At 74.5% G+C, this 23094-nt stretch carries 16 protein-coding genes and 2 pseudogenes; 11 read left to right on the top strand and 7 right to left on the bottom strand.

Annotated elements, in window-relative coordinates:
- Positions 1-17 precede the first annotated feature (17 nt).
- The 5 genes and pseudogenes from moaA to H488_RS32410 all read left to right on the top strand — a co-directional run bounded on the left by moaA (position 18) and on the right by H488_RS32410 (position 3753).
- Positions 18-1158: pseudogene (gene moaA, locus H488_RS36690) on the top strand (GTP 3',8-cyclase MoaA).
- Positions 1159-1164: 6 nt separating this feature from the next.
- The gene (locus H488_RS32425) at positions 1165-1434 is read left to right on the top strand and encodes a MoaD/ThiS family protein (RefSeq protein WP_017834396.1); all 270 of its coding nucleotides are present in this window, start codon (positions 1165-1167) and stop codon (positions 1432-1434) included.
- 109 nt (positions 1435-1543) lie between these two features.
- A pseudogene (gene mobA / locus H488_RS32420) lies at positions 1544-2050 on the top strand (molybdenum cofactor guanylyltransferase); the annotation flags it as partial.
- 39 nt (positions 2051-2089) lie between these two features.
- A complete protein-coding gene (locus tag H488_RS32415) occupies positions 2090-2386 on the top strand; it encodes a DUF6457 domain-containing protein (protein WP_051063815.1) in 297 nt (98 codons plus the stop codon).
- The gene (locus tag H488_RS32410) at positions 2386-3753 is read left to right on the top strand and encodes a molybdopterin molybdotransferase MoeA (RefSeq protein WP_017834393.1); all 1368 of its coding nucleotides are present in this window, start codon (positions 2386-2388) and stop codon (positions 3751-3753) included. Before H488_RS32415 ends, H488_RS32410 begins: the two co-directional genes overlap by 1 nt.
- 70 nt (positions 3754-3823) lie before the next feature.
- On the opposite strand, the gene H488_RS32405 is transcribed toward H488_RS32410, so the two are convergent.
- Positions 3824-4324 (bottom strand): DUF456 domain-containing protein, encoded by a 501-nt coding sequence (locus tag H488_RS32405; protein WP_017834392.1) that lies wholly within the window; start codon positions 4322-4324, stop codon positions 3824-3826.
- A gap of 156 nt (positions 4325-4480) precedes the next feature.
- Between H488_RS32405 and H488_RS32400 the strand changes: the two genes are divergently transcribed.
- Together H488_RS32400 and H488_RS32395 are read left to right on the top strand one after the other, a co-directional pair.
- The gene (locus H488_RS32400) at positions 4481-7117 is read left to right on the top strand and encodes a multicopper oxidase domain-containing protein (protein WP_017834391.1); all 2637 of its coding nucleotides are present in this window, start codon (positions 4481-4483) and stop codon (positions 7115-7117) included.
- Between the two features lie 85 nt (positions 7118-7202).
- Entirely contained in the window at positions 7203-7811 is a 609-nt protein-coding gene (locus H488_RS32395; RefSeq protein WP_017834390.1) for a lytic transglycosylase domain-containing protein, read from the top strand.
- A gap of 7 nt (positions 7812-7818) precedes the next feature.
- Here H488_RS32395 and H488_RS32390 read toward each other — a convergent pair whose 3' ends face one another.
- From H488_RS32390 to H488_RS32380, 3 genes are all read right to left on the bottom strand, one after another.
- Positions 7819-9261, bottom strand: coding sequence for a phytoene desaturase family protein (locus H488_RS32390; protein ID WP_017834389.1), 1443 nt, complete (start codon positions 9259-9261; stop codon positions 7819-7821).
- Between the two features lie 8 nt (positions 9262-9269).
- Positions 9270-14192: an NAD-glutamate dehydrogenase gene (locus tag H488_RS32385; RefSeq protein ID WP_017834388.1), complete on the bottom strand. Its 4923-nt coding sequence runs from the start codon at positions 14190-14192 to the stop codon at positions 9270-9272.
- A gap of 135 nt (positions 14193-14327) precedes the next feature.
- Complete coding sequence (locus H488_RS32380; RefSeq protein ID WP_017834387.1) at positions 14328-14906, bottom strand: histidine phosphatase family protein; 579 nt, start codon at positions 14904-14906, stop codon at positions 14328-14330.
- Positions 14907-15083: 177 nt separating this feature from the next.
- Between H488_RS32380 and H488_RS32375 the strand changes: the two genes are divergently transcribed.
- Complete coding sequence (locus H488_RS32375) at positions 15084-16466, top strand: TIGR01777 family oxidoreductase (protein ID WP_017834386.1); 1383 nt, start codon at positions 15084-15086, stop codon at positions 16464-16466.
- Between the two features lie 107 nt (positions 16467-16573).
- On the opposite strand, the gene H488_RS32370 is transcribed toward H488_RS32375, so the two are convergent.
- Both H488_RS32370 and H488_RS37665 read right to left on the bottom strand, forming a co-directional pair.
- The gene (locus H488_RS32370) at positions 16574-18769 is read right to left on the bottom strand and encodes a catalase (protein ID WP_017834385.1); all 2196 of its coding nucleotides are present in this window, start codon (positions 18767-18769) and stop codon (positions 16574-16576) included.
- Between the two features lie 280 nt (positions 18770-19049).
- Positions 19050-20090, bottom strand: a complete 1041-nt coding sequence (locus H488_RS37665; RefSeq protein WP_017834384.1) for a YsnF/AvaK domain-containing protein — start codon at positions 20088-20090, stop codon at positions 19050-19052.
- A gap of 146 nt (positions 20091-20236) precedes the next feature.
- On the opposite strand from H488_RS37665, the gene H488_RS32360 reads away from it, so the two are divergent.
- Genes H488_RS32360 through H488_RS32350 form a run of 3 tightly spaced genes read left to right on the top strand, consistent with a single transcriptional unit; the run spans position 20237 to position 22180 of the window.
- Positions 20237-20500 carry a PLDc N-terminal domain-containing protein gene (locus tag H488_RS32360; protein ID WP_017834383.1) on the top strand — a complete coding sequence of 88 codons (264 nt, stop codon included), beginning with the start codon at positions 20237-20239 and terminating at the stop codon, positions 20498-20500.
- 43 nt (positions 20501-20543) lie between these two features.
- Positions 20544-21227 carry a tetratricopeptide repeat protein gene (locus H488_RS32355; RefSeq protein WP_017834382.1) on the top strand — a complete coding sequence of 228 codons (684 nt, stop codon included), beginning with the start codon at positions 20544-20546 and terminating at the stop codon, positions 21225-21227.
- Complete coding sequence (locus H488_RS32350; RefSeq protein ID WP_017834381.1) at positions 21224-22180, top strand: aldo/keto reductase; 957 nt, start codon at positions 21224-21226, stop codon at positions 22178-22180. The genes H488_RS32355 and H488_RS32350 overlap by 4 nt, the downstream gene beginning before the upstream one ends.
- A gap of 15 nt (positions 22181-22195) precedes the next feature.
- Here H488_RS32350 and H488_RS32345 read toward each other — a convergent pair whose 3' ends face one another.
- A complete protein-coding gene (locus H488_RS32345; protein ID WP_017834380.1) occupies positions 22196-22975 on the bottom strand; it encodes an IclR family transcriptional regulator in 780 nt (259 codons plus the stop codon).
- Positions 22976-23094 lie beyond the last annotated feature (119 nt).

Genomic DNA, 23094 nt, shown 5'->3' with positions numbered 1-23094 from the left:
TGCCCGCCGCCCAGCTGATGACCCCCGCCGAGATCACCCGCATCGTGCGCGTGGGCGTCGAGCAGCTCGGGGTCACCGAGCTGCGCCTGACCGGCGGGGAGCCCCTGGTCCGGGCCGACCTCGAGGACATCATCGCCGGGATCCGGGCTACCCACCCGGACCTGCCGGTCTCGCTGACCACCAACGGCATCGGTCTGGCCGCCCGCGCCCAGGGCCTGGCCGAGGCCGGGCTGAGCCGGATCAACATCTCCCTGGACTCCCTGGACGCGGCGACCTTCCGCACCCTGGCCCGCCGGGACCGGCTGACCGACGTGCTGGCCGGGGCGGAGGCGGCGGCCGCCGCCGGGCTGACCCCGGTGAAGATCAACGCGGTGCTGATGCGCGGGGTCAACGACCACGAGGCCCCGGAGCTGCTCGCGTGGGCGCTGGCGCGCGGCTTCGCCCTGCGGTTCATCGAGCAGATGCCCCTGGACGCCGACCACGGCTGGACCCGGGCGGAGATGGTCACCGCCGCCGAGATCCGCCACCGGCTCGNGCGGTTCATCGAGCAGATGCCCCTGGACGCCGACCACGGCTGGACCCGGGCGGAGATGGTCACCGCCGCCGAGATCCGCCACCGGCTCGCCGGCCGGTTCCGGCTGGCCCCGCACCCGGGCCCGCGCGAGGGCGCCCCGGCCGAACTCTGGGACGTGCACGCCCGCACGGCCAGCGCCGCCCCCGTGGACTCCGGCGCGACCTCGGACGCGACGTCCGCGGCGCCCCCCGCCGCGTCCTCCGCCCTGCGCCCCGGCGCCCAGGACCCGCCGCTGGGCACGGTGGGCGTCATCGCCTCCGTGACGGAGCCATTCTGCGCCGACTGCAAGCGGACCCGGATCACCGCCGAGGGCAGGATCCGGTCCTGCCTGTTCTCCCACGAGGAGGTCGAGCTGCTGCCGCTGCTGCGGGCCGGTGCCACCGACGCCCAGCTGGCCGAGCGCTGGCGGGCGGCGATGTGGGCGAAACCGGCCGCCCACGGCATGGACCACGTAGGCCTGNCTGGCCGAGCGCTGGCGGGCGGCGATGTGGGCGAAACCGGCCGCCCACGGCATGGACCACGTAGGCCTGGACTCCTCCGACTACGTCCAGCCGGAACGCCCCATGAGCGCGATCGGGGGCTGAGCCGGGATGCTGATCCGCTACTTCGCCGCCGCCCGCGCTGCGGCCGGCACCGACGCCGAGACCCTGGAGGTCCCCGACGACCGGCCCTGCACGCGCCGGGACGTGGAGAACCTGCTGGCCCGGGCCCACCCCGAGCCGCCGCCGGGACAGCCTCCGCTGGCGCAGGTGCTGGCCCGGTCCAGCTTCCTGCTCGACGGCGTGGCCTGCCCCGATCCCGACACTCCGGTCCCGTCCGGGGCGGTGCTCGACGTCCTGCCGCCCTTCTCCGGCGGATGAGCGCGTGAGCGCCCCGGGACCGGCCCCGGTCTTCCACGCCGTGGTCCTGGCGGGCGGCCGCTCCGCCCNCCTCCCGTGAGCAAAAGATCTTCGAAAACGGCCCAAGGCCGGTCTGCGGCGAGCCGGGCGCACCCTGCTGGAGCTCACGCTGGACGCGGTCCGGGAGGCGGCGGGCGTCGTCGTCGTCGGCCCGGCGGACCCGGCCGTCCCCGCGCACGTGCTGCGCACCCGGGAGGACCCGCCGTTCTCCGGGCCGGCCGCGGGCATCGCCGCCGGGCTGCGCGCCCTCGACGCCCTGCCCGCCGCGCAGTGGACCCTGATCCTGGCGTGCGACATGCCCGGGGTGTCACGGGCCGTGCCCCTCCTGCTGGAGGCGGCCCGGACCGGTGACGGCGCCGCCGGCTACGTGTCGGTCCCGCCCGACGGCCACCGCCAGCCCCTCGCCGCCCTCTACCGCAGCGACGTGCTGCGCCGGGCCTTCGCGGGGCAGGACGCCGCGGACCGGTCCGTGTTCTCGTTCGTGCGCGAGCTCCCGCTCCGGGACGTCACCGTGCCCGAGGACGCCACCGCGGACGTCGATACGTGGGACGATGTGCACAGGCACCACCTGACCTGACCACGAGCGGGCGGCCCCACCGCCCGGGAGGAGCGGCGCATGCCCAAGGACCTGAGCCCGTCCGAGCACGAGATCCTGGAGCGGTGGGTCGAGGCCGTGCGGGCGGCCCTGGACGTGCCCGACGCCGGCCTCCCCCTGGACGCCGTGCTGGGACTCACCGGCAGGATCGCCCACGGCACCGTGCGCCCCGCCGTCCCGCCCACCGCCTACCTGCTCGGCTACCACGTGGGCCGCGCCGCGGCCGCGGGCGAGGACGAGCGCCGCGTCCTGGACCGCGCGCTGCAGACCGTCGACGGTCTCGTCCCCGCCGCCCGCCGAACCCCCGAGGAGAACTGATGTCCGGACTGCCCCTGCCCCACGACACCAACAGCCCCTACACGCACGCGCTGCCCGTCATCGAGGACGACAGCGGCACGCCCGAGAGCGCCCCCGAGGAGGTCGAGACCGTCCACGACGCCGACTGGCACCGGGCCCGGCAGTTCTCCTACGACATCGCCACCGCGCTGCCCAGCCACTGGCTGCCCCTGCAGGAGGCGCTCGGCGAGGTCCTCGCCGAGGACGTCACCGCCCCGATCCCGGTCCCGCACTACGCCTCCTCCGCCATGGACGGCTACGCCGTGGCCGGCCCCCAGCCGTGGACGGTGGTCTTCCCCGAGCCCGTGGAGACCGACCCCCGCAAGATGCTGACCATCCCGCCGCGGGAGCTCTACCGCCCGGTGCTCAACCTGGAGCCCGGCGAGGCCACCCGCATCGTCACCGGCGGACTCGTCCCCGCCGGGGCCCGGGCCGTGCTGCGGGACGAGTACGCGCAGCTGTCCGAGGAGGGCACCGTGCTCACGATCGCGGCCCACGCCCCCTCGGCCGAGGACATCCCCTACGGGCAGAACATCCGCCGCACCGGCGAGGAGGTCGCGGCCGGGGACGTCATCCTGCACGCCGACTGCCTGCTCAACCCGGCGCACATCGCCTTCGCCGCCGTCAGCGGCCACGACATGCTCCCGGTCCGCCGCCGTCCGCGCGTGACGATCCTGCTCACCGGCAGCGAGGTGGTCGAGGACGGGATCCCCGAGCCGGGCCAGGTCCGGGACGCCTTCGGACCCCAGCTGCCCACGTTCGTGGAGATGCTGGGCGGGTCCGTGGACCAGCTCCGGCGCGTCGAGGACACCGCGAAGGCGATGCTCTCCGCCCTGACCGAGGCGCCCTCCGGCATGGCGTCGGTGCTCGACGCCCGCACCGAGGTGGTCATCACCACCGGCGGGACCGGGCACTCCGACGCCGACCACGTCCGGTCGGCGCTCCAGGAGCTCGGGGCGGTCTTCCTGCTCGACGGCCTCGCCCAGCGCCCGGGCCACCCCACGTTCCTGGCGCGGCTGCCCGAGGACGGCCCCTTCGTGGTGGGCCTGCCCGGCAATCCGCTGGCGGCGATGACCAGCATCTTCACGGTGGCCCAGCCCCTGCTCGCCAAGCTGCACAGCGACCGGCCCCCGGCCACGCGCACCCTGCCGGCGGCCGAGGACCTGCCGGGCCAGAAGGTCACCGCCCTGGTGCCCGCCTACCTCCGGGACGGGACGGTCGCCCCCCGGGACCGGGTCGGCGCGAACATGCTCCGCGGGCTCGCCCACGCGGACGTCATCGCCGTGGTCCCGCCGGGCGGCGTGACCGCCGGGCAGGACGTCGAGGTGGTCCCCCTGCCCTGGCGCTGACGCGCCGTGGGACGCCGAGGGCCCGGACACCGCTGGTGTCCGGGCCCTCGGCGTCCCCGGCTTCGCGGGCTCAGACGGTCGTGAAGAGGACCAGCGCGCCCAGCACGAAGACCGTGGAGGCGGCGAGCGCGCACGCGAACTCCACGACGATCCCCAGGCCCGCCGCCTTGAGACCCGCCCAGCTGGAGTCCAGCGCCGCCCGGAGGTCCCGCTGGCGGGCGGTCTCGCTCAGCAGCAGGCCCACGAAGAACCCCACGAAGATCCCGACCACCGGGATCACGAACAGGCCCACCACGGCGCCGGCCGCGGCGTAGAGGAGGGAGCGGTTGGGGATCTGCCGGCGCTTGAGCCGGGTGCCGGTGAGCACGGCGCTCGCGGCCATCCCGGCGATCGCCAGCGCGGAGCCGATCCCCAGCACGGTCCAGCCCTCGACCGCCTGGACCGTGAGGGCCCAGACGAGGAGGCCGACCACGATCAGGATCGAGCCCGGCAGCACCGGCACGATGATGCCGAGGCACCCGACGACGAGCAGGGCGGCGGTGATGAGGGTCGCGATGATCTCGGCAGTCACGCCCTCATCGTAGGCGGCACACCCGGTGACAGCCGCACCGTATACTAGTATCTGATCCGCAAATTAAATGGGCAGGTGAGCTCCGTGCACGCATCCGCACGCCCCCGGGGACGGACGTCCTGGCACCGCCGGGCCGGCAGACCGGTCCGTCTGTGGATGGCGGCCCTGCTCCTCGTCGTGCTCTTCCACCGCTGGCTCCCGGAGACGCGGTGGCTGCTGGTGCACCTCGTCACCCTGGGGCTCGTGACCAACTCGGTCCTGGTGTGGTCACAGCACTTCACCGACTCCCTGCTGAAGAACCGGGTGCCCGACGACGCCCGGGGTCGGCAGCTGGCCCGGATCGGGCTGCTCAACGCCGGCACCGTGCTGCTCGTCGTGGGACTCCTCACCGGCTGGTACGTGCTGGTGCTCGTCGCCTCGACCGCCGTGGGCGCCGCGGTGGCCTGGCACGGGGCGGCCCTGCTCCGGCAGCTGCGCACGGCGCTGCCGTCCCGGTTCGCCGTGACCGTGCGCTACTACGTGGTCGCGGCCTTCCTGCTGCCGGTGGGCGCGGTCCTCGGCGCGCTCCTGACCACCGGCCCCGCCGGCGCCTGGCACGCGCGCCTGCTCCTCGCCCACGAGGTCACCAACGTCCTGGGCTTCGTGGGCCTGACCGTCGCCGGGACCGCGCTCACCCTGTGGCCCACGATCCTGCGCACGCGCATGCCGGAGCTCTCCACCCGGGTCAGCACCGCGGCGCTGCCCGTGCTGACCGGGGGGCTGGTGCTCACCGGGACGGCGGCACTGGCCGGGTCCCCCGTGCTCGCCGCGGCGGGCCTGGCGGTCTACGCCGCGGGGCTGGGTGCCGTGGTCGCGGTCATGGCCCGGACCGCGGTGCGGGCCCGTCCCTCCGACTACGCGGGCTGGTCCGTGGCCGCCGGCGTCCTGTGGTGGACGGTCACCGTGGTGGCCGCCGTCCTCGTGGTGGCCCTGCACGGCTTCGACGCGGCGGCGCTGGGACAGCTGACCGTCCCGTTCGTGGCCGGCTTCCTGGTGCAGGTGCTGCTGGGGGCCATGACCTACCTCCTGCCGGTGACCATGGGGGGAGGGCCGGCGACCGTGCGGGCGGCCCACCGGGCCATCAACCGCGCCGGGACGTTCCGCGTGGTGGTCGTCAACCTGTGCGTGCTGCTCTTCGCGCTCCCACCGGGCGCGGTGCCCTCCTGGGTCCGGGCCGTGGTCTCCGTCCTGGGCGCGGCGGCGCTCTTCGCGTTCGTCCCGCTCATGGTCTCCGCCGCCCGGACCTCGCTGGCGGGGCGCCGGGCGGCCATGGCCCGCCGGGCCGGGGAGCCGGTGCCCATGCCGGAGGCCGTCGCCCCCGCCGCGCCTCCGCGGCCGGCCCGCGAGGCGCTGGCGGGGGTGCTCGTGGTGGCCCTGGGCGTCGCGGCGGGCATCGCCGTGAACCCCGCCGCGGCGGGGTTCGACCTGCGCGGCGGCGGCTCCGGGGCCCCGGCCACGGGCGGGACGACCACCGTGCAGGTCAGTGCCCGGGAGGGGATGCGCTTCGAGCCCTCCGTCGTGGAGGTCCCGCTCGGCGACGAGCTCGTGATCGAGCTCACGAACGACGACCCGACCAACGTGCACGACCTCGTCCTGGCCTCCGGCACGAGCTCCGGGCGCGTCGGCCCCGGACAGACGGTGACCGTGGAGGCGGGTGTGGTCGACGGACCCCTGGAGGCGTGGTGCTCGATCGTCGGGCACCGCAGCATGGGGATGACCCTCGACGTCGTCGCCGTCGGCGCGGACGGCGCTCCCCTCGACGCGCCCTCCGCGGCCGGCCAGCGGCGCGGGGCGCCCGGCGTGGTCCCCTCCGGCACCGATCCGGCCGACGGCGCGGACCTCGGGGCCGCCCCGGGAGAGGGCGTCGAGGTCCGCTCCCCCGTGCTCGAGCCCGTCGGCGCGGGCGTGCAGGAGGACGGCCGGCGGGTGCACCGGGTGGACCTCGACGTCTCGGAGGGCGAGCACGAGATCGCCCCCGGCGTCCGCATGCGGGCGTGGACGTACAACGGCCGCTACATGGGGCCCACGCTGCACGGGGAGGTCGGCGACGTCTTCGAGATCACGCTGACCAACGGCGCAACGATGGGCCACTCGGTGGACTTCCACGCGGGCACGGTGGCGCCCGACGAGAACATGCGCACCCTCGCCCCGGGGGACTCCCTCGTCTACCGCTTCGAGGCGGTGCGCTCCGGCATCTGGCTCTACCACTGCTCCACCGCGCCGATGAGCACGCATGTGGCGGCCGGCATGTTCGGCGCCGTGGTGATCGACCCGCCGGGGCTCCCGGAGGTGGACCGCGACTACCTCCTCGTGCAGAACGAGACGTACCTGGGCCCGCCCGGGGAGGACGCCGGCGACGGGACGGGGGTGGACGCCGCCGTGGACCCGGCCAGGATCCCGGGCGGGGTCCCCAGCTTCACGGTCTTCAACGGCCACGCCACCCAGTACCTGCACGAGCCGCTGACCGCCCGCGCCGGGGAGCGGGTGCGGATCCGGGTCCTCGCGGCCGGGCCGTCCACGGGGCTGAGCTTCCACGTGGTCGGCGCTCAGTTCGACACCGTGCACAAGGAGGGCGCCTACCTCCTGGAGCGCGGCGGCGCGGGATCCGGCGGGGCCCAGGCCCTCGACCTCGCCCCTGCCCAGGGCGGCTTCGTGGAGCTGGAGTTCTCCGAGCCCGGCACCTATCCCTTCGTGAACCACTCCCTCGTGGAGGCCGAGCGCGGAGCCCGCGGCCTGATCGAGGTCACCGGCTGACCCTCCCGTCCACCGGGCGGGCGTGGAGGCTGTCCCCCCAAGAGGCCGCAGACCGGGGCGGGCGGGCCGCCCTAGCCTGGAACAAATGGCCACCACCGTCCTGGACCCCGCGCGCCCCGGCACCGAGGAACTCGCCCCGCGCGGTTCCCGGTGGTTCCTGCTGGCCTCCGTGGTGCTGCTCCTGATCGGCACCGGCGGGCTCTTCCACGCCAACGCCCCCGGGTGCTGCGGGGCGTCCCTCGGCGAGGAGCCGATCCGCACCGCGCCCGTCCCGGAGCCGTGGGGCGATGACGTCCTGGCCGCCGCCGAGCTCTCGGGGCTCCCGCCCGAGATCGTCGCCGCCCAGCTGGACGTCGAGAGCCGCTGGGACCCCCGGGCCGTCAGCCCCGCCGGGGCGCAGGGCCTCGCCCAGTTCATGCCGGACACGTGGAAGCACTACGGCCGGGGCGACCCGTTCGACCCGCGGGCCGCCATCCGGGCCCAGGGCCTCTACCTCAAGGACCTGCGGCGCATGGTGCGGGGACTGGCGCCCGCCTCGGCCCGGGAGGAGATCGACCTCGTGCTGGCCGCCTACAACGCCGGGCCCACGGCGGTCCTGCGGCACGGCGGGATCCCCCCGTTCGCGGAGACCCGCGGCTACGTGGCGCAGATCCGCGAGCTCGCGGCCACGACGTACGCCGGGGTCGGCGCCTGAGCGCTCGTCAGCCGGCGGGCCGCCGGCTCCTCGCGAGGCCCCGCAGCGCCCTGCGGGCGGCGTGGTACCCGGCCATGCCGTGCACCCCGCCGCCCGGGGGCGTCGACGACGAGCACAGCCAGACCCCCGGCACGCCGGTGGCGTAGGGGTCGGCCTGCACGGCCGGCCGGAACAGCTGCTGCAGCCCGTCCAGGGAGCCGCCGCCGATGTCCCCGCCCACGAGGTTCGCGTTCCACGCCTCCAGCCCGGCCGGGGAGGTGTCCACGCGCTCGCGGATCCGGTCGCGCACCCCGGGGGCGAAGCGCTCGAGCTGCCGGAGCACCCGCTCCCCCGCCCGGGGGTCGTCGCACCCGTGGGGGACGTGGGCGTAGGCCCACAGCACCTGCCGACCCGCGGGGGCCCGGGACGGGTCGGCGGCCCCCTGCTGGGCCACGAGCACGAACGGGCGCTCCGGCAGCCGGCCCGCCCGCGCCTGCTGCTCCGCGGCGCCGATCTCGGCGAGCGTCCCGCCCACGTGCACGGTCCCGGCCTCCGCCACGCGCGGGTCCCGCCACGGCACGGGGCCGTCCAGCAGCAGGTCCACCTTGTAGGAGGCCGTGCCGTAGCGCCACCGGGCGAGCGCCCGCCGGTACCGGTCCGGCAGCTCGAGCCCGCGCAGGCCCAGCACCTGCCGGGGCGTGAGGTCCAGCAGGACGGCGTCGGCCGGCCGCACCTGGGCGAGGTCCGTCACCGGGGAGTGGACGAGCACCCGCCCGCCGTGCTCCTCGAGATCGGCCACCAGGGCGTCGACGACGGCCTGGGTGCCGCCGCGGGCCACCGGCCACCCCGTGGCGTGGGCGGCGGCGCCGAACAGCGTCCCGAAGGCGGAGGTCAGCGCGTGCCGCGGGGGCAGCACCGCATGGGCGGCGGACCCGGCGAAGAGCCCCCGGGCCTGCTCGGTGCGGAACAGCGCCCGCGCCGTGGCCGCGGCGGGCCACGGCGCGCGCAGACCGAATGACGCCAGTGCCCGCGGGTGCTCGGGCACGCGCACGAGCGGGCCCAGCACCGACTCGACCGTCTCCTCCCAGCGCTCCACCACGCCGCGGTGCAGCAGGGACCACGCCCGGCCGTCCGCGCCCAGCCCCGCCGCCGTGCGCTCGAGCGAGCGGTGCAGCAGGCCCGGCGGGCCGTCGTCGAGCGGGTGCGCGGCCACGACCGGCGGGTGCAGCCACTCCAGGCCGTGCCGGTGCAGGCCCAGCTGCGCGAACAGCGGGCTGGCCACGCCGAAGGGGTGGACGGCGGAGCCGAGGTCCACCACCGTGCCGGGGCCGAGCACGGCCGCCGAGCGGGCCGCGCCGCCGGCCGAGCCCGCCGCCTCGTGGACCGTGACGTCGAGGCCCGCGCGGGCCAGCACCACGGCCGCGGCGAGCCCGTTGGGCCCCGAGCCGACGACCGCGGCCGTCCCCTGCACGGGCCGTCCTAGCCGACCAGGGCGCTGCGCATGGTCCGCAGCGCCACGGACAGGGACGCGAGCTCCGCGGAGGCCTCGCCCGTGTCCTCGGCCTCGATCTCCCCCAGCACCTCGCGCAGCCGGCCCAGGCGGGACTCGTTGCTGGACTCCCAGGACTCCACCTTCTCCCGCGCGTCCCGGCCGGGGGCCTCGAGCGCCTGGTCGGCGAGGGCCACCAGGGTCGCGTACACGTCCTCCCGCATGGACATCCGCGCGAGGTTCTCCCAGCGGGTGGTCTGCGGCAGGCCGGTGATGCGGTTGAGCAGGCTCTCGATGCGGTAGCGGTCGTAGAGCCGGAAGTAGACCTTGGCGATGGTCTTGATCTGCTCCTCGTCGAGGCCGCCGTCCTCGGCGATCGCCTCGCCGGAGGCGTGGGCGAGACGGGCGACGTCGAGCAGCGCGAACGCGTCCAGCAGCTGAGACCACTCCGTGGCCAGCGCCCCGGGGACGCCCTGCCGCGCGGCGGCCTCCGCCCGCGAGTCGACCCGCTGCCGGGAGTCCTCCCCGAGCAGCCGGTCCTCGAGGAACCGGATGTCCACGGTGGGCTTGTAGCGGTCGATGACCTCGGCCACCGGGTTGGCCGTCTCCTCCCGGTTGATGAGCCAGCGCACCACGCGGTCCAGCAGGCGCCGCATGTCCAGGAACATCCGGTCCCACACCTCGGTGGGCACCTCCGCGGGCAGCTCCCGGTGCTGGTGGGCGTAGCGGTCGATCTCGTAGATCTGCACGGCCGCCACGAAGGCCCGGGCCACCTCCACGGGCCCGCACCCGGTCTCCTCCATCACGCGGTAGACGAACGGGATGCCGCCGTAGTTGACCATCTGGTTGGCCACCATCGTGCAGATGATCTCGGCGCGCAGGGGGTGGGTGCCGACGAGCTCGCCGAAGCGCTGGGTGATCTGCTCCGGGAAGTAGGCCTCCAGGACCTCCCCGAACCACGGGTCCTCGGCGAGACCGCCCTCGACCAGCGCCTCCGAGAGCTGGATCTTGGCGTAGGCCGCCAGCACGGACAACTCCGGGGACGTGAGCCCGTGGCCGGTGCGGACCCGCTCGCGCAGCTGCTCGTCGGAGGGCAGGAACTCGATGCCCCGGTCGAGGTCGGCCTCGTCCTCGAGCCAGTGCAGGAACCGGATGTAGGCCTCGTTGAGGGCCCGCACGCGCGAGCGCTCCGTGGTGAGCAGCACGTTCTGCGCCACGTTCGTCTCGAGCACCAGTCCGGCGACCTCGTCGGTCATGGCCTCGATGAAGCCGGCGCGCTCCGCCGCGGAGAGCTCGCCCGCCACGACCATGCGGTCCACGAGGATCTTGATGTTGACCTCGCGGTCGGAGGACTCCACGCCGCCGGAGTTGTCGATCGCATCCGTGTTGATCAGCACCCCGTTCAGCGCGGCCTCCACGCGGCCGAGCTGGGTGCAGCCCAGGTTGCCGCCCTCGCCGACGACCTTGGCCCGGAGGTCCCCGCCGTCGACGCGGATCGGGTCGTTGGCCTTGTCCCCCACGTCCGTGGAGGTCTCCTGCGCCGACTTCACATACGTGCCGATCCCGCCGTTGTACAGGAGGTCGGCGGGCGCCGTCAGGATCGCCCGCATCAGCTCGATCGGGGAGAGCTCCTCGACGCCGTCGTCGAGGTCGAGGGCCTCGCGGACCTGCGGGGAGATCGGCACGGACTTCGCGGTGCGCGAGTACACGCCGCCGCCGGCCGAGATCTTCTCCGGGTCGTAGTCCTGCCACGAGGAGCGCGGGCGGCCGAACAGCCGCTCGCGCTCGGCGTAGGAGACGGCCGGGTCCGGGTCGGGGTCGAGGAAGATGTCGCGGTGGTCGAACGCGGCCAGCAGCCGGATGTGCTCGGACAGCAGCATGCCGTTGCCGAACACGTCGCCGGACATGTCCCCCACGCCCACCACGGTGAAGTCCTCCGCCTGGGTGTCGACGCCCAGCGCGAAGAAGTGCCGCTTCACCGACTCCCACGCCCCCCGGGCCGTGATGCCCATGGCCTTGTGGTCGTAGCCCACCGAGCCGCCCGAGGCGAAGGCGTCCCCGAGCCAGAACCCGTACTCCGCGGAGATCGCGTTGGCGGTGTCCGAGAAGGACGCCGTCCCCTTGTCCGCGGCCACCACCAGGTAGGAGTCCTGGCCGTCGCGGCGCACCACGTTCTCGGGGTGCACGACGACGTCCTGGCCGGACGCGTCGCGGACGAGGTTGTCGGTGATGTCCAGCAGGGAGGCGATGAACAGCTTGTACGCCTCCCGGCCCTCCGCCACCCAGGCGTCCCGGTCCGCGGCCGGCTCGGGCAGCTGCTTGGGGTAGAACCCGCCCTTCGCCCCGTTGGGGACGATCACCGAGTTCTTCACCATCTGCGCCTTCACCAGGCCCAGGACCTCGGTGCGGAAGTCCTCCCGGCGGTCCGACCAGCGCAGGCCGCCGCGGGCCACGGGCCCGAAGCGCAGGTGCGTGCCCTCGACCCGCGGGGACCACACCCAGACCTCGAACATGGGGTGCGGCAGCGGGGCCGTGCTGATCCGCCGCGGGTCCAGCTTGAACGCCATGGTGGGGCGGTGCCGGTACACGTTGGTGCGCAGCGTGGCGGCCATGCACTCGGCCAGCGCCCGCAGCAGCTTGTCGGCGTCCAGGGTGGGGACCTCGTCCAGGGCCTCGGTGAGCCGCCCCTGCGCGGCGTCGCGCTGGGAGCCGCGCACGGCGTCGTCGAGCGCCGGGTTGAAGCTCGCGTCGAAGAACTCGACCAGCGCCCGGGTGACCCGCGGGAAGCCCAGGAGCGTGTCCGCGATGTAGTCGAAGGAGTTGGGGTGCCCCAGCTGCAGGAGGTACCGGACGTAGGAGCGCAGCACGGCCACGGTCCGCCACGTCATGCGCTCCGTCAGGACCAGCCGGTTCAGGGAGTCGGACTCGGAGCGCCCGGACAGCACCGCGCACAGGGTGTCCTCGATGAGGTCCTCGGTCTTGGCGTCCTCCGGGCCGGTCGCGTCCACGCCCTCCGGCAGCCGCACCCCGAAGTCGTAGAGCTGGAAGTGGCGGCCGTCGGCGGGGGTGACCTCGTACGGCTTCTGGTCCAGGACCGTCAGGCCGAGGTTCTGCAGCATCGGCAGCAGCTCGGTCAGGGACAGGGAGCGGGTGAGGTAGATGTTCAGCCGCACGCCCCCGGGGTCGTCGACGACGCGCACCTCCGCGGGCAGGTCCGGGTCCCGTCCCCACAGCTCCTCGCAGCGCTGGAGGTCCTCGACCGCCTCCTCGATCTCGTAGTCCGCCCGGTAGGCGTCCGGGAACGCCTCCGCCCAGTTCTCGGCGTGCGTCCGCGCGAGCTCCTCCGAGAAGTCCCGGTGGATCGCGCGCGCCAGCGCCTCGGACCAGGACCGCACCGCGGCCCGCAGCCGCGCCTCCAGGCCCGAGCGGTCGAAGGACTGCACCTGACCGGTGTAGGGCAGCCGGATGCGGAAGAACAGGCGGGCGAGCGTCGAGGAGGTGAGCCGGGCGTCGAAGTCGATGGACTCGGCGTCGAAGGTGCGCTTCAGCTCGGCCTCGATCCGCCCGCGCACCGACGTGTTGTACCGGTCGCGGGGCAGGAAGACGACCGCGGACATGAACCGCCCGAAGTGGTCCTGGCGCAGGAACAGCCGGGTCTGCCGCCGCTCGTCCAGGCCCATGACGCCGCGCATGATGTCGTAGAGCTCGTCCGCGGTCATGTGGAACAGCTCGTCGCGCGGGTAGTCCTCGATGTTGCCCATCAGGTCCCGGGCCGAGTGCGAGTCCTCGAGGAAGCCGAACCGCTCGGCGACCTCGGCCATCTTGTCCTTGATCAGCGGCGTCTCGCGGGCCGGGGTGTTGTAGGCGCGGCGGGTGAACAGCCCCAGCACGAGGTACTCGCCCACGATCCGGCCCTCGTCGTCGTACTTCGCGACGCCGATGTAGTCCAGGTACTCCCGGCGGTGGATCGAGGAGCGGCGGTTGGCCTTCGTGATGAACAGCGTGCCGGCCTCGCGGGCGTGCTCCCGGCCCAGCCCGGTCAGGACCTGCCGGTGCGGCTTGCGGTCGTGCTCCACGAGCAGGCCCAGACCGGTCCCGGGACGGCTGACCAGGGAGAGGCCGTCGCCGGAGTCCTCGAGGTCGTACTCCTTGAAGCCCATGAGGATGAAGTTGCCCCGGACCAGCCAGCGCAGGAACTCCTGGGACGGTCCGACCAGCGGCGGGTGCCCGCCCTCGGGCAGGTCCAGCCGCCGCAGCCGGTCGAGCTCGTCCGCGAGCCGTCCGACGCGCTCCTTGAGCTCCACCTGGTCGTCGTCGACCCGCTGGACGTCCTCGAGCAGGCTCGTGAGCCGGTGCACCAGCTCCTGGGCGGTCTCGTCCGAGATCTGCCGGGAGAGCTCCACGGAGATCCAGGACTCCACCACGTGCGTGGTGCCCCCGTCCGAGCGGAACCCGGCCAGGCTGGGCAGCGCGGTGGTGTCGCCGCTGGAGGTGGCCGAGAAGTCCGGGACCTGCTGGAGCTCGCGCAGCTCGTGCGTCCCGGCGTCCCGGGCGGCGACGAGCACGGGGTGGATGAGCAGGCGGGCACCGCCCCACTTCGCGGCGATCTCCGCGGACACGGTGCTCACGAGGTAGGGGACGTCCTCGGTGACCACGAAGACCACGGAGGTCGAGTCCTCCTGGCGCACGCCCACGGCGATCTCCCGGGGCGCGCGGACCCGGCCCACCTCGTGGTGGTGGTCGGCCCGCTCGCGCAGCTGGTCCTCGGTGCGCGCGAGCAGGTCCTCCTGGGGCACGTGGCGGTAGTACTCGTTGATCCACGCCCGGTCCCCGGACCACTCGGGGGCCCGCGGGATCACCTGCAGCGCCTCGGTCCGGTCCTCGTCGGGGATCGTGTACTGGTCAGAGGCCACAGCCGCATCACGCCTTCGTCGCCGTGGACGGCAGGGGGCACGGTCCGTGCGCCGCCCTCGCCGCCCCAGGGGGTGGACGGCACCTCGTGGGACCGTCCCTGGTGGGTCCCAGCTTATTGAACGAAGCCGGGACTGTCAGGGTGCGGTGGACTCCGACGCGTCATCTCGCAGGCGCGCGGCGCCGAGGGCCTCCGTCCGCACGGGGACCACCTCGCAGTTGCCGACCCGGGGATGGGCCTCCCCGTTGAGCTCGGAGACCGTCAGGCGGATGAGCGAGCCGTGCGCCACCACCAGCACGCGGCGCCCGGGGTGGTCGGCGCGGATCCGGCGCAGCGCCGCCAGACCGCGGCGGACGACCGCCTCCGGCGGCTCCCCGGCGGAGAGCACCTGCTCCCGCGCGGCGCCCTCGAGACCCGCCAGGCGCGAGCCCTCGAGCGGGCCGAAGCTGCGCTCCACGAGCTCGTCGTAGGTCGCCGCGAGCTCGAGGCCCAGGGCCTCGCCGATGATCCGGGCGGTCTCCACGGCACGGCCGAGCGGCGAGGAGACCAGGACGTCCCAGCCGAGGGCCTCGGCGTGCAGGTGGCGGGCGACGACCCGGGCCTGCTCCCGCCCGGCGTCGTTGAGCGGGACGTCCGTGGCGCCCTGGAGCCTCTCCTCGAGGTTCCAGTCGGTCTGGCCGTGGCGGATGAGCACGATGCGTCCGGGGGTGTTCACGTCCCCCACTCTGGGCGACGGCCCGCCGGGGGGCAAGCGGGACGGCGGGAACCCCGGTCCGCGGGGGCCCGGGCACCGCACCGCGCCCGGCCGCCGCCGGCCCTCCGGGCCAGGACACGGACGGCCCGCGGCCCGAGGTCCTGGACGAACCGGGGCAATGCGGGTTGAGTGGCACGCATGACCACCTTCACGTTCAGCTCCCGCGTGCCCCACCCCGTCGAGGACGTCTTCGCCTGGCACGCCCGCCCGGGGGCGCTCACCCGGCTCACGCCCGCGTGGACGGGCTCCGTGGTGGAGGAGTCCTCGCCCCCGCTGCAGGACGGGACGCGGTCCCGGCTGCGGGTGGCCGTGCCGGGCTCCTACGGGCTGGCCTCGGTGCCCTGGACCGCGGAGCACCACGGCTTCGTCCCCGGCCGGGAGTTCCGGGACCGGATGGTGAAGGGCCCGCTCGCCTCGTGGGAGCACCACCACCGGTTCGACGACGACGGGCACGGCGGGACCGTGGTCACGGACACCGTGGAGTACGCGGCGCTGCCGGGCAGCAGGGCGTTCGGGGACCGGCTGATGAGCCCGGCGCTGGGCCGCCAGTTCGAGGCCCGCGCCCGGCGGCTGGCCGCCGACCTCGAGCTCCACAGCCGCTATCCCGGCCGGCCCCTGACCGTCGCCGTCACGGGGGCCTCGGGCACCATCGGCGTGCAGCTGGCCGCGCTGCTGAGCACCGGGGGCCACACGGTCCTGCGCTTCGTGCGCCGCGAGGCGCGCACCCCCCTCGAGATCTCGTGGGACCCGGCGGCCGGGGAGCTGGACCCCGCCGCGCTGCGGGGGGTGGACGTCGTGGTGAACCTCGCCGGGCGCAGCATCGGGGGGCGGCTCACGGACGCCGCGAAGGAGCAGATCCACGACTCGCGGGTGCTCGGCACCCGGCTGCTCGTCCGCGCCTTCGTCGCGCTCGGCGACGAGGCCCCCGCCGCGCTGGTCAACGGCTCCGCGATCGGCTACTACGGGGCGGACACGCACGGGGAGAGCGTCACGGAGAAGTCCCCGCCGGGCGACGACTTCCTCGCCGAGGTCTGCACGGCGTGGGAGCGTGCCGCCCAGGAGGCCGAGGCCATCGGCACCCGCGTGGTCACGGTGCGCACCGGGGTGGTGCAGAGCCCCGCCGGCGGCGCCCTCAAGGCCCAGCTGCCCCTGTTCCTCGCGGGGCTGGGCGGGCGGCTCGGCTCCGGGGACCAGTGGCTGAGCTGGATCTCGCTGGACGACACGGTGGGTCTGTTCGCCCACGCGGTGCTCTCCCCCGGCCTGCACGGGCCCGTCAACGCCGTGGCCCCGATGCCGGTGACGGGCCGCGACTACGCCCGGACCCTCGGCAAGGTCCTCGGCCGGCCGGCCCTGCTGCCCACCCCGGGGTTCGGGCCGAAGCTCGTGCTCGGCTCCGAGGGCGCCGAGCTGATGGCGCTCGCGGACCAGCGGGTCTCGGCGGACCGGGCCATCGACCGCGGCTACCGGTTCCGCCACCCCGACCTCGGCTCGGCGCTGCGGGAGGAGCTGGGCCGCTTCTGACCCGCCCCGGCCCGCCCGCCGCCGCCGGGACCACCACGTCGGCCCGGGCACCCCGCGGATCCGCGGGGTGCCCGGGCCGACGTGGTGGGTCAGCGGCAGGACGGCCGTCAGAGGCGGCCGGAGACCGGGAACCGCTCCCAGGCGCGGTGGCTCTTCATGAGCGTGACCACCTGCTCGACCACGGCGGCGGCGTCCTTGCCGGAGACCACGCCGGGCGCGCCCTCGGGCAGGCCGGCCGCGGCGAGCACCTGGCCCTTGGCGCCCCAGGTGCCGATGGCCTTGGCCTGGCGGAACACCTCGCCGAGCAGCAGGTGCACGCGCGGGTCCACGCCGCCGGGGGCGACGGCTCCGGCCTTCGCGTCGAGGCCCTGCCGGGCGTCCGGGGCCGGCGGGACGGCGCCGGCCACCAGCACCGAGTCGAACTCGACGGAGCGCGCCGTGAGGTAGGTCCGGTGGGCCACGACCTTCCCGCCGCGCCCGACCGGCCCGCCGTGCGGGGCGATGACCAGCGGCACCATCCCGGCGTCGTCGATCGCGGAGACCACGGCCAGGAGGTCGTTCTCGTCGGGGACGGGGCCCACCACGATCCCGACCTGCCGGCCGTCGAGGGGCCACTGCCCGCCGACCTGGGACAGGGCGGGGCTGGGCTTGATCCTCCCGTGCTTGACGGTCGGCTTCGGCGCCGGAAGGCCCAGGCCCTGGGCGACCACGGCGCACAGCTTCTCGTCGATGTTGGCCAGGGCCTGCAGCTGGCGCTCCTTGACCGCCTGCTCCCAGCACTTGCCGAGCTCGAAGGTGTACGCCTGCGCGATGTGCTCCTTCTCGACGTCGCTCATCGACAGCCAGAACAGGCGGGTCTGGGTGTAGTGGTCCTCGAAGGTCACGGGGTTCCCGCGCTCCTTGACCGACTCCGCGACCGGGGCCGGGTGGTCGATGAAGGGGCGGGCCGGCTCGTCGGCGGGGAAGGGGTTGTTCCCGTCCAGCGAGTTCGGGTGGTAGGGCGCCACCCCGCTGTGCACGGCCGTCTGGTGCATCCCGTCCCGGAGCATGTCGTTGACCGGGGCGTGCGGGCGGTTGATCGGCAGCTGGGTCCAGTTGGGCCCGCCCAGCCGGCTGAGCTGGGTGTCCAGGTAGGAGAACAGCCGGCCCTGCAGCAGGGGGTCGTTGGTGACGTCGATGCCGCGGACCAGGTTGTTCGGGTTGAAGGCGACCTGCTCGGTCTCGGCGAAGTAGTTGGACGGGTTGCGGTTGAGCGTCATCAGCCCGACCGGCTCCACGGGCGCGAGCTCCTCCGGGACGATCTTCGTGGGGTCGAGCAGGTCGATGCCCTCGAAGACCTGCTCCTCGTTGTCCTCGAAGACCTGCACCCCGAGCTCCCACTCGGGGTGGGCGCCTGCCTCGATGGCGTCCGCGAGGTCCCGGCGGTGCACGTCCGGGTCCATGCCCATCGCGATCTGCGCCTCCTCCCACAGCACCGAGTGCACGCCGAGCTTCGGCTTCCAGTGGAACTTCACGAGCACGCTGCGGCCGGCGTCGTCGACGAGCCGGAACGTGTGGACGCCGAAGCCCTCCATGGTGCGGTAGGACCGGGGGATGCCGCGGTCCGACATGTTCCAGATCGTGTGGTGCTGCGCCTCGGTGTGCAGGGAGACGAAGTCCCAGAAGGTGTCGTGGGCGGACTGCGCCTGCGGGATCTCCCGGTCCGGGTGGGGCTTGCCCGCGTGGATGACGTCCGGGAACTTGATGGCGTCCTGGATGAAGAACACGGGGATGTTGTTGCCCACGAGGTCCCAGGTGCCCTCGGAGGTGTAGAACTTCGTGGCGAAGCCGCGGGTGTCCCGGGCGAGGTCGGCGGACCCGCGCGAGCCGAGGACGGTGGAGAAGCGCACGAAGACCGGGGTCTCGACGTCCTTGCCGAACACGGCGGCGGAGGAGATCCTGCTCGCGGTGCCGTAGGAGCGGAACACGCCGTGGGCGCCGGCGCCGCGGGCGTGCACCACGCGCTCCGGGATGCGCTCGTGGTCGAAGTGGCTGATCTTCTCCCGGAAGTGGTGGTCCTGCAGGAGCACGGGACCGCGCCGGCCCGCCTTCAGGGAGTGGTCGGTGTCGGCGCGCCGGGAGCCGTGGGCGGTGGTCAGGTGCTCGCCGCCCTGGGCGTTGAGGGTCGGGTCGATCCCGGTGTCCTGGCCCGTGGGGCTCACCGGCTCCGGCGTGCCCTGGTCCGGCTTGGGCGGCAGCGGCGGGCGGGGCGTGGTGGGCTCCGCGAGCGGGGCGGTCTCGCTGCCGGGGACGCCGGGAGCCATGGGCGCCTGCCCCTCGGTCCTCTGCCTCTTCCTGTTCAGCCTCTTGCGCATGATGGACCTCCCGGTCGTCGAAGTGCGGTCGACACCGGCCGGTCCCGGTCCGGACGGACGGGAACGACCAGCTCACTTACCATTAGTGCACTCCCGTGAGGCAGGGCACAAGTCACCGGACCCGCCTCCGCGCTGGGTGAACAGCCGACCGCGCCCCGGGCGGACTCCCCGGACGGAGCGGAACGGACCCCCTCGGCGCCGTGGCCGAGGGGGTCCGGGACGGAGGGGCTCAGTCCTCCTCGACGTCGACCCGCTCCTGGCGCACGGTCTCCTCGACCACCTCCGTGCGCTCCGTGCGGCGCACCACCAGGCGCACCCGCTCGTAGGGCACGCGCACCGTGTGCACCACGGGCACCTCCCGGTAGAGGATGACCTCGTCCTCCCCCACCGGCAGCTCCCGGCCGGCGAGGAACGCCTCGCGCTCCTCCTCGGTGACGGGGGTGCGGACCTCCTCGACGTCCTCGGACGCCAGGGTCTGCTCCGCGCGCACCGGCTCCTCCACCACGTACTTGCGCAGCCGGGCCCGCCCGGACTCGACGCGCTCGGTCCCGACCTGCAGCCGCTCCTCGTGCCGGACCACGGAGGGGGTCTCGCCGGAGCGACCACCGCCCCCGAGGTCACCGGTCGCGTCCCCGGCGGCGTGGCGGCCGGCACCGCGCTCCGCCCCGGCCCGGGTCGTGGTGTCCCGGTCCGTGGTGTCCCGGGTCGTGGTGTCCGGGCCGGTGGCGTCCCGCTCCACGGTGTCCAGGTCGGCAGTGTCCAGGTCGGCGGTGTCCGGGCCGGTGACGTCCCGGCCGGTGGCGTCCCGGCCGGTCGCCTCCTGGTCGAAGGCCCCTCCGCCGGCGCCGGACGGCTCGTCGCGCCGGCCGTGGTCGCGCCGGTCGTCAGACCGATCGTCGCCCACGCTCTCGCGGTCATGGCCGGCCGTGGCGTCCGCCCCGGTCAGCGACTCGCCGGTCCCGCGCACGGGCGAGCCGTCGTCGCGGCCTGAGTCGTCGCCGTGACGGACGGCGTCGTCGTCCCCGGCGTCGATGTTGTAGGCGGGAGCCCCGCCGCGCGGGTCGCGGGTGTCGGTGGCACCCGAGGTCGCGGAGCCGCCGATGTCGCCGTCCTCCCGCCCGTAGGCGTTGTGGTCCCAGAGCTCGGTCGCCGAGTTGGGCGCGTGGCGCTCCACCCCGGTGTCGTCCGCGTCCCGCCCGCCGGCGCGCCCGGCGGTGGGCTCCTCGTGGGCGGACTCCTGGTCGTACGGGCGGTCGTCGGAGGTGGACATCGTGGACTCTCCTCGGGGTTGCAGTCGACAGCCACATTTTATCAGCGTGCTGAGCTGTGGCGCATTCCACTCTACGGGGGACCGGGGACCGGCGCGCCGGAGCGCCCGCCCTTGTCCGCCCGGGCCCACGGTGCGAGGATCGATGCATGAGCACCTGGACCGCCCTCGCGGCCGGCGGCGCCGAGGCCGTGCGGACGGGGGCGTGGGAGAGCGGTGCGACGGTGGCCGGAGCGGTCGTCGTCGTGCTGATGGTGACCGCCACGGTCTCCCTGCTGCGCAACCCGGCCCTGGATCCCGTGCTGCGCCTGCTGTGGCTGCTCGTGATCCTCGCGTTCCCCGTCGCCGGCGCGGGACTGTGGTTCGCGCTGGGCCGCCGGGCCCCGCGCCCGCAGGACCCGCACCCCGCGTAGCCCGCCGACACCCCCGCAGGACCCGGCCGAGAAAGGACTCCGCATGAGCTACACCCAGGACGGGCACGGGTTCTTCACCCGGGCCCTGGACGCCGAGGACCGCGGACGGCTCGACGAGGCCGAGACCGCCTACCAGCAGGCCATCGTGCTCTTCGAGGAGGAGGGCGACTGCCTCCAGGAGCAGGCCGCCTGCCACTACAACCTGGGTCATCTCTACCTCGGGATGAACCGCCCCGGCCGGGCCGTCACCGCCTACGAGAACGCCCTCGGGCTGTTCTGCCGCATCCCCGGCAGCGGCAAGCACCTGGCCCGCACACACCTGATCCTGGGCAGCCTGCTGCTCGAGCTGGACCGCGCCCACGACGCGGAGGAGCACCTCCTCGACGCCCTGGGCCAGTACCTCGACGCCCCGCACGAGGCGCAGGACCAGGCGCAGTGCCACGTCAACCTGGGACGGGTGTACGAGCTGGGCGAGCGCCACACCCAGGCCATCACGGCCTACAACCGGGCGCTGGACTTCTACCAGGAGACCGAGGCCACGGCCACGGACCAGGCGGAGTGCTTCACCGCCCTGGGCCGGCTCTACGAGCGCGCGGGCCGGATGAAGGAGTCCGGGGCCGCCTACGCGGCGGCCGCCCGCCTGCGCTGGTCCGCCGAGCAGCAGCGCCTGGAGCAGCAGAGCCCCACCCGGGACGCCGGGGTGCCCGACGGAGAGGACCGTTCATGAGCTCGCGCCTGATCTACGGCTGCATGACCATCGGGGGGTCGTGGGACGACGCCCCGCCGAGCGCAGGGACCGTGGACCGTGCCCGGGCCGCGGTGCACGCGGCGCTGGACGCCGGCATCACCGACTTCGACCACGCCGACATCTACGCCCACGGCAAGTCCGAGGAGGTCTTCGGCGAGCTCCTCGCGGAGGACCCGGAGCTGCGCCGGAGGGTGCGCCTCCAGACCAAGTGCGGGGTTCGCCTGCCGGGCAACACCGCGGCACCCGGCGCGCCGACCCACTACCGGCTGGACCGGGACACGATCCGGCGCGGCCTCGAGGGGTCCCTCCGCCGGCTCCGCGTGGACTCCGTGGAGCGCTTCATGCTGCACCGGCCGGACCCACTGGCCGATCCCCGAGAGGTCGCGGGGGCCCTGGACGAGCTGCGCAAGGAGGGGCTGATCCGCTCCGTGGGCCTGTCCAACATGTCGACCCGCCAGGTGTCCCGCTACCAGCAGGTGCTCAGCACGCCCGTCACCGCGGTGCAGCTCGAGCTGAGCCTGCGGCACCGGAGCTTCGTGGAGCAGCAGATCCTGGCCAACCACCCCGAGGGCGCGGAGCACTCCTTCCCGGAAGGGCTCCTGGAGTACTGCGCGGCCGACGGCATCGAGGTGCAGGCGTGGGGCGCCCTGGCCCGCGGCCTGTACACCGGTGCGCCGATCCCGCCGGAGGACCAGCACGCCGCGGCCACCGCCGAGACGGTCCACCGGATCGCCTCGGCGCACGGCGTCCCCGGCGAGGCGGTGGTCCTCGCGTGGCTCATGAAGCACCCCGGCGGGATCCGCCCGGTGCTGGGGACCACCGACCCGGAGCGGATCGCCGCGTGCGCCGCGGCGGAGGAGCTCGCGTCCCGGCTCGGCCACGAGGACTGGTACGCGCTGCTCACGGCGGCGCGGGGCCAGTCCGTCCCCTGAGCCCGCCCCGGCCGCTCAGCCCGTGAGCCGCGCGCCCAGCTCGCCGGCCGCCTCCCGGAGGGCGGGCACCATGTCCACGAGGTCCTCCAGCCGGTGCCGGAACACCGGCGCGGACAGCGCGAGCGAGCCGATGCAGCCCCCGCCCGGCCGCAGGACGGGCACCGCGACGGCGACCATCCCCACGTCGTGCTCCTGGTCCTGGGTGGCCCAGCCCTCCCGCCGGATCCGCTCGACCCGCCGGCGCAGCTCGTCCCGGTCCGTGAGCGTGGCCGGGGTGCGGGCCTCGAGCTCGATGGTGCCGAGCAGGTGCTCGCGCACGTCCTCCGGGGCGAACGCGAGCAGGCACAGCCCGAGGGCCGAGGAGTGCAGCGCGCCGCGGTAGCCGGGGTCGGAGGTGACCCGGAAGTCCGGCCCGTCCTCCTTGGCGAGGGTGTGGAAGCGGTCGCCGTCCAGGACGGCGAAGAGGCAGGACTCCCCCGTGCGCTCGACCATCCGCCGGAGCACGGGCACGACCGTCCCCGTGATCCCGAGGCGCTGGGCCACGCTGTGGGCGGCGTGGAAGATCTTCAGCCCCAGAACGTAGCGCCTGTCCTCCTGCAGCTCGGCGAAGCCGTCCCGGACGAGCGCGTTGAGCAGCCGGTAGGTGGTGCTGAAGGGGTAGCCGCAGATCTTGGTGGCCTCGGCCGCGGTCAGCCCGTTTTTCGAATCGATTTTGAGGACGACGCCGCGGGACTGAGCACCGGGGACGTCGTGACGTTCATGCCCCGTCCGGACGACCCGACCCTCGTGACCCACCGGATCGTGGGCGTCGCGGTGGACGGAGAGGGGCGGCGCAGCTTCACGACGCAGGGCGACGCCAACGCCGCCCCGGACGCGGAAGATCGGAAGAGCACACGTCTGAACTCCAGTCACGT

Source organism: Kocuria sp. UCD-OTCP, assembly GCF_000349605.1.
Classification (GTDB): Bacteria; Actinomycetota; Actinomycetes; order Actinomycetales; family Micrococcaceae; genus Kocuria; species Kocuria rosea.
The sequence above is the reverse complement of the archived record's forward strand: the minus strand, read 5'-3'. Positions and strand labels throughout refer to the sequence as shown.

Excerpts from the sequence above, each read along its gene's own strand:
- H488_RS32425 (WP_017834396.1), top strand. The coding sequence starts at position 1,165 with ATGCTGATCCGCTACTTCGCCGCCGCCCGCGCTGCGGCCGGCACCGAC.
- H488_RS32415 (WP_051063815.1), top strand. The coding sequence starts at position 2,090 with ATGCCCAAGGACCTGAGCCCGTCCGAGCACGAGATCCTGGAGCGGTGG.
- H488_RS32410 (WP_017834393.1), top strand. The coding sequence starts at position 2,386 with ATGTCCGGACTGCCCCTGCCCCACGACACCAACAGCCCCTACACGCAC.
- H488_RS32400 (WP_017834391.1), top strand. The coding sequence starts at position 4,481 with ATGGCGGCCCTGCTCCTCGTCGTGCTCTTCCACCGCTGGCTCCCGGAG.
- H488_RS32395 (WP_017834390.1), top strand. The coding sequence starts at position 7,203 with ATGGCCACCACCGTCCTGGACCCCGCGCGCCCCGGCACCGAGGAACTC.
- H488_RS32375 (WP_017834386.1), top strand. The coding sequence starts at position 15,084 with ATGACCACCTTCACGTTCAGCTCCCGCGTGCCCCACCCCGTCGAGGAC.
- H488_RS32370 (WP_017834385.1), bottom strand. The coding sequence starts at position 18,769 with ATGGCTCCCGGCGTCCCCGGCAGCGAGACCGCCCCGCTCGCGGAGCCC.
- H488_RS37665 (WP_017834384.1), bottom strand. The coding sequence starts at position 20,090 with ATGTCCACCTCCGACGACCGCCCGTACGACCAGGAGTCCGCCCACGAG.
- H488_RS32360 (WP_017834383.1), top strand. The coding sequence starts at position 20,237 with ATGAGCACCTGGACCGCCCTCGCGGCCGGCGGCGCCGAGGCCGTGCGG.
- H488_RS32355 (WP_017834382.1), top strand. The coding sequence starts at position 20,544 with ATGAGCTACACCCAGGACGGGCACGGGTTCTTCACCCGGGCCCTGGAC.
- H488_RS32350 (WP_017834381.1), top strand. The coding sequence starts at position 21,224 with ATGAGCTCGCGCCTGATCTACGGCTGCATGACCATCGGGGGGTCGTGG.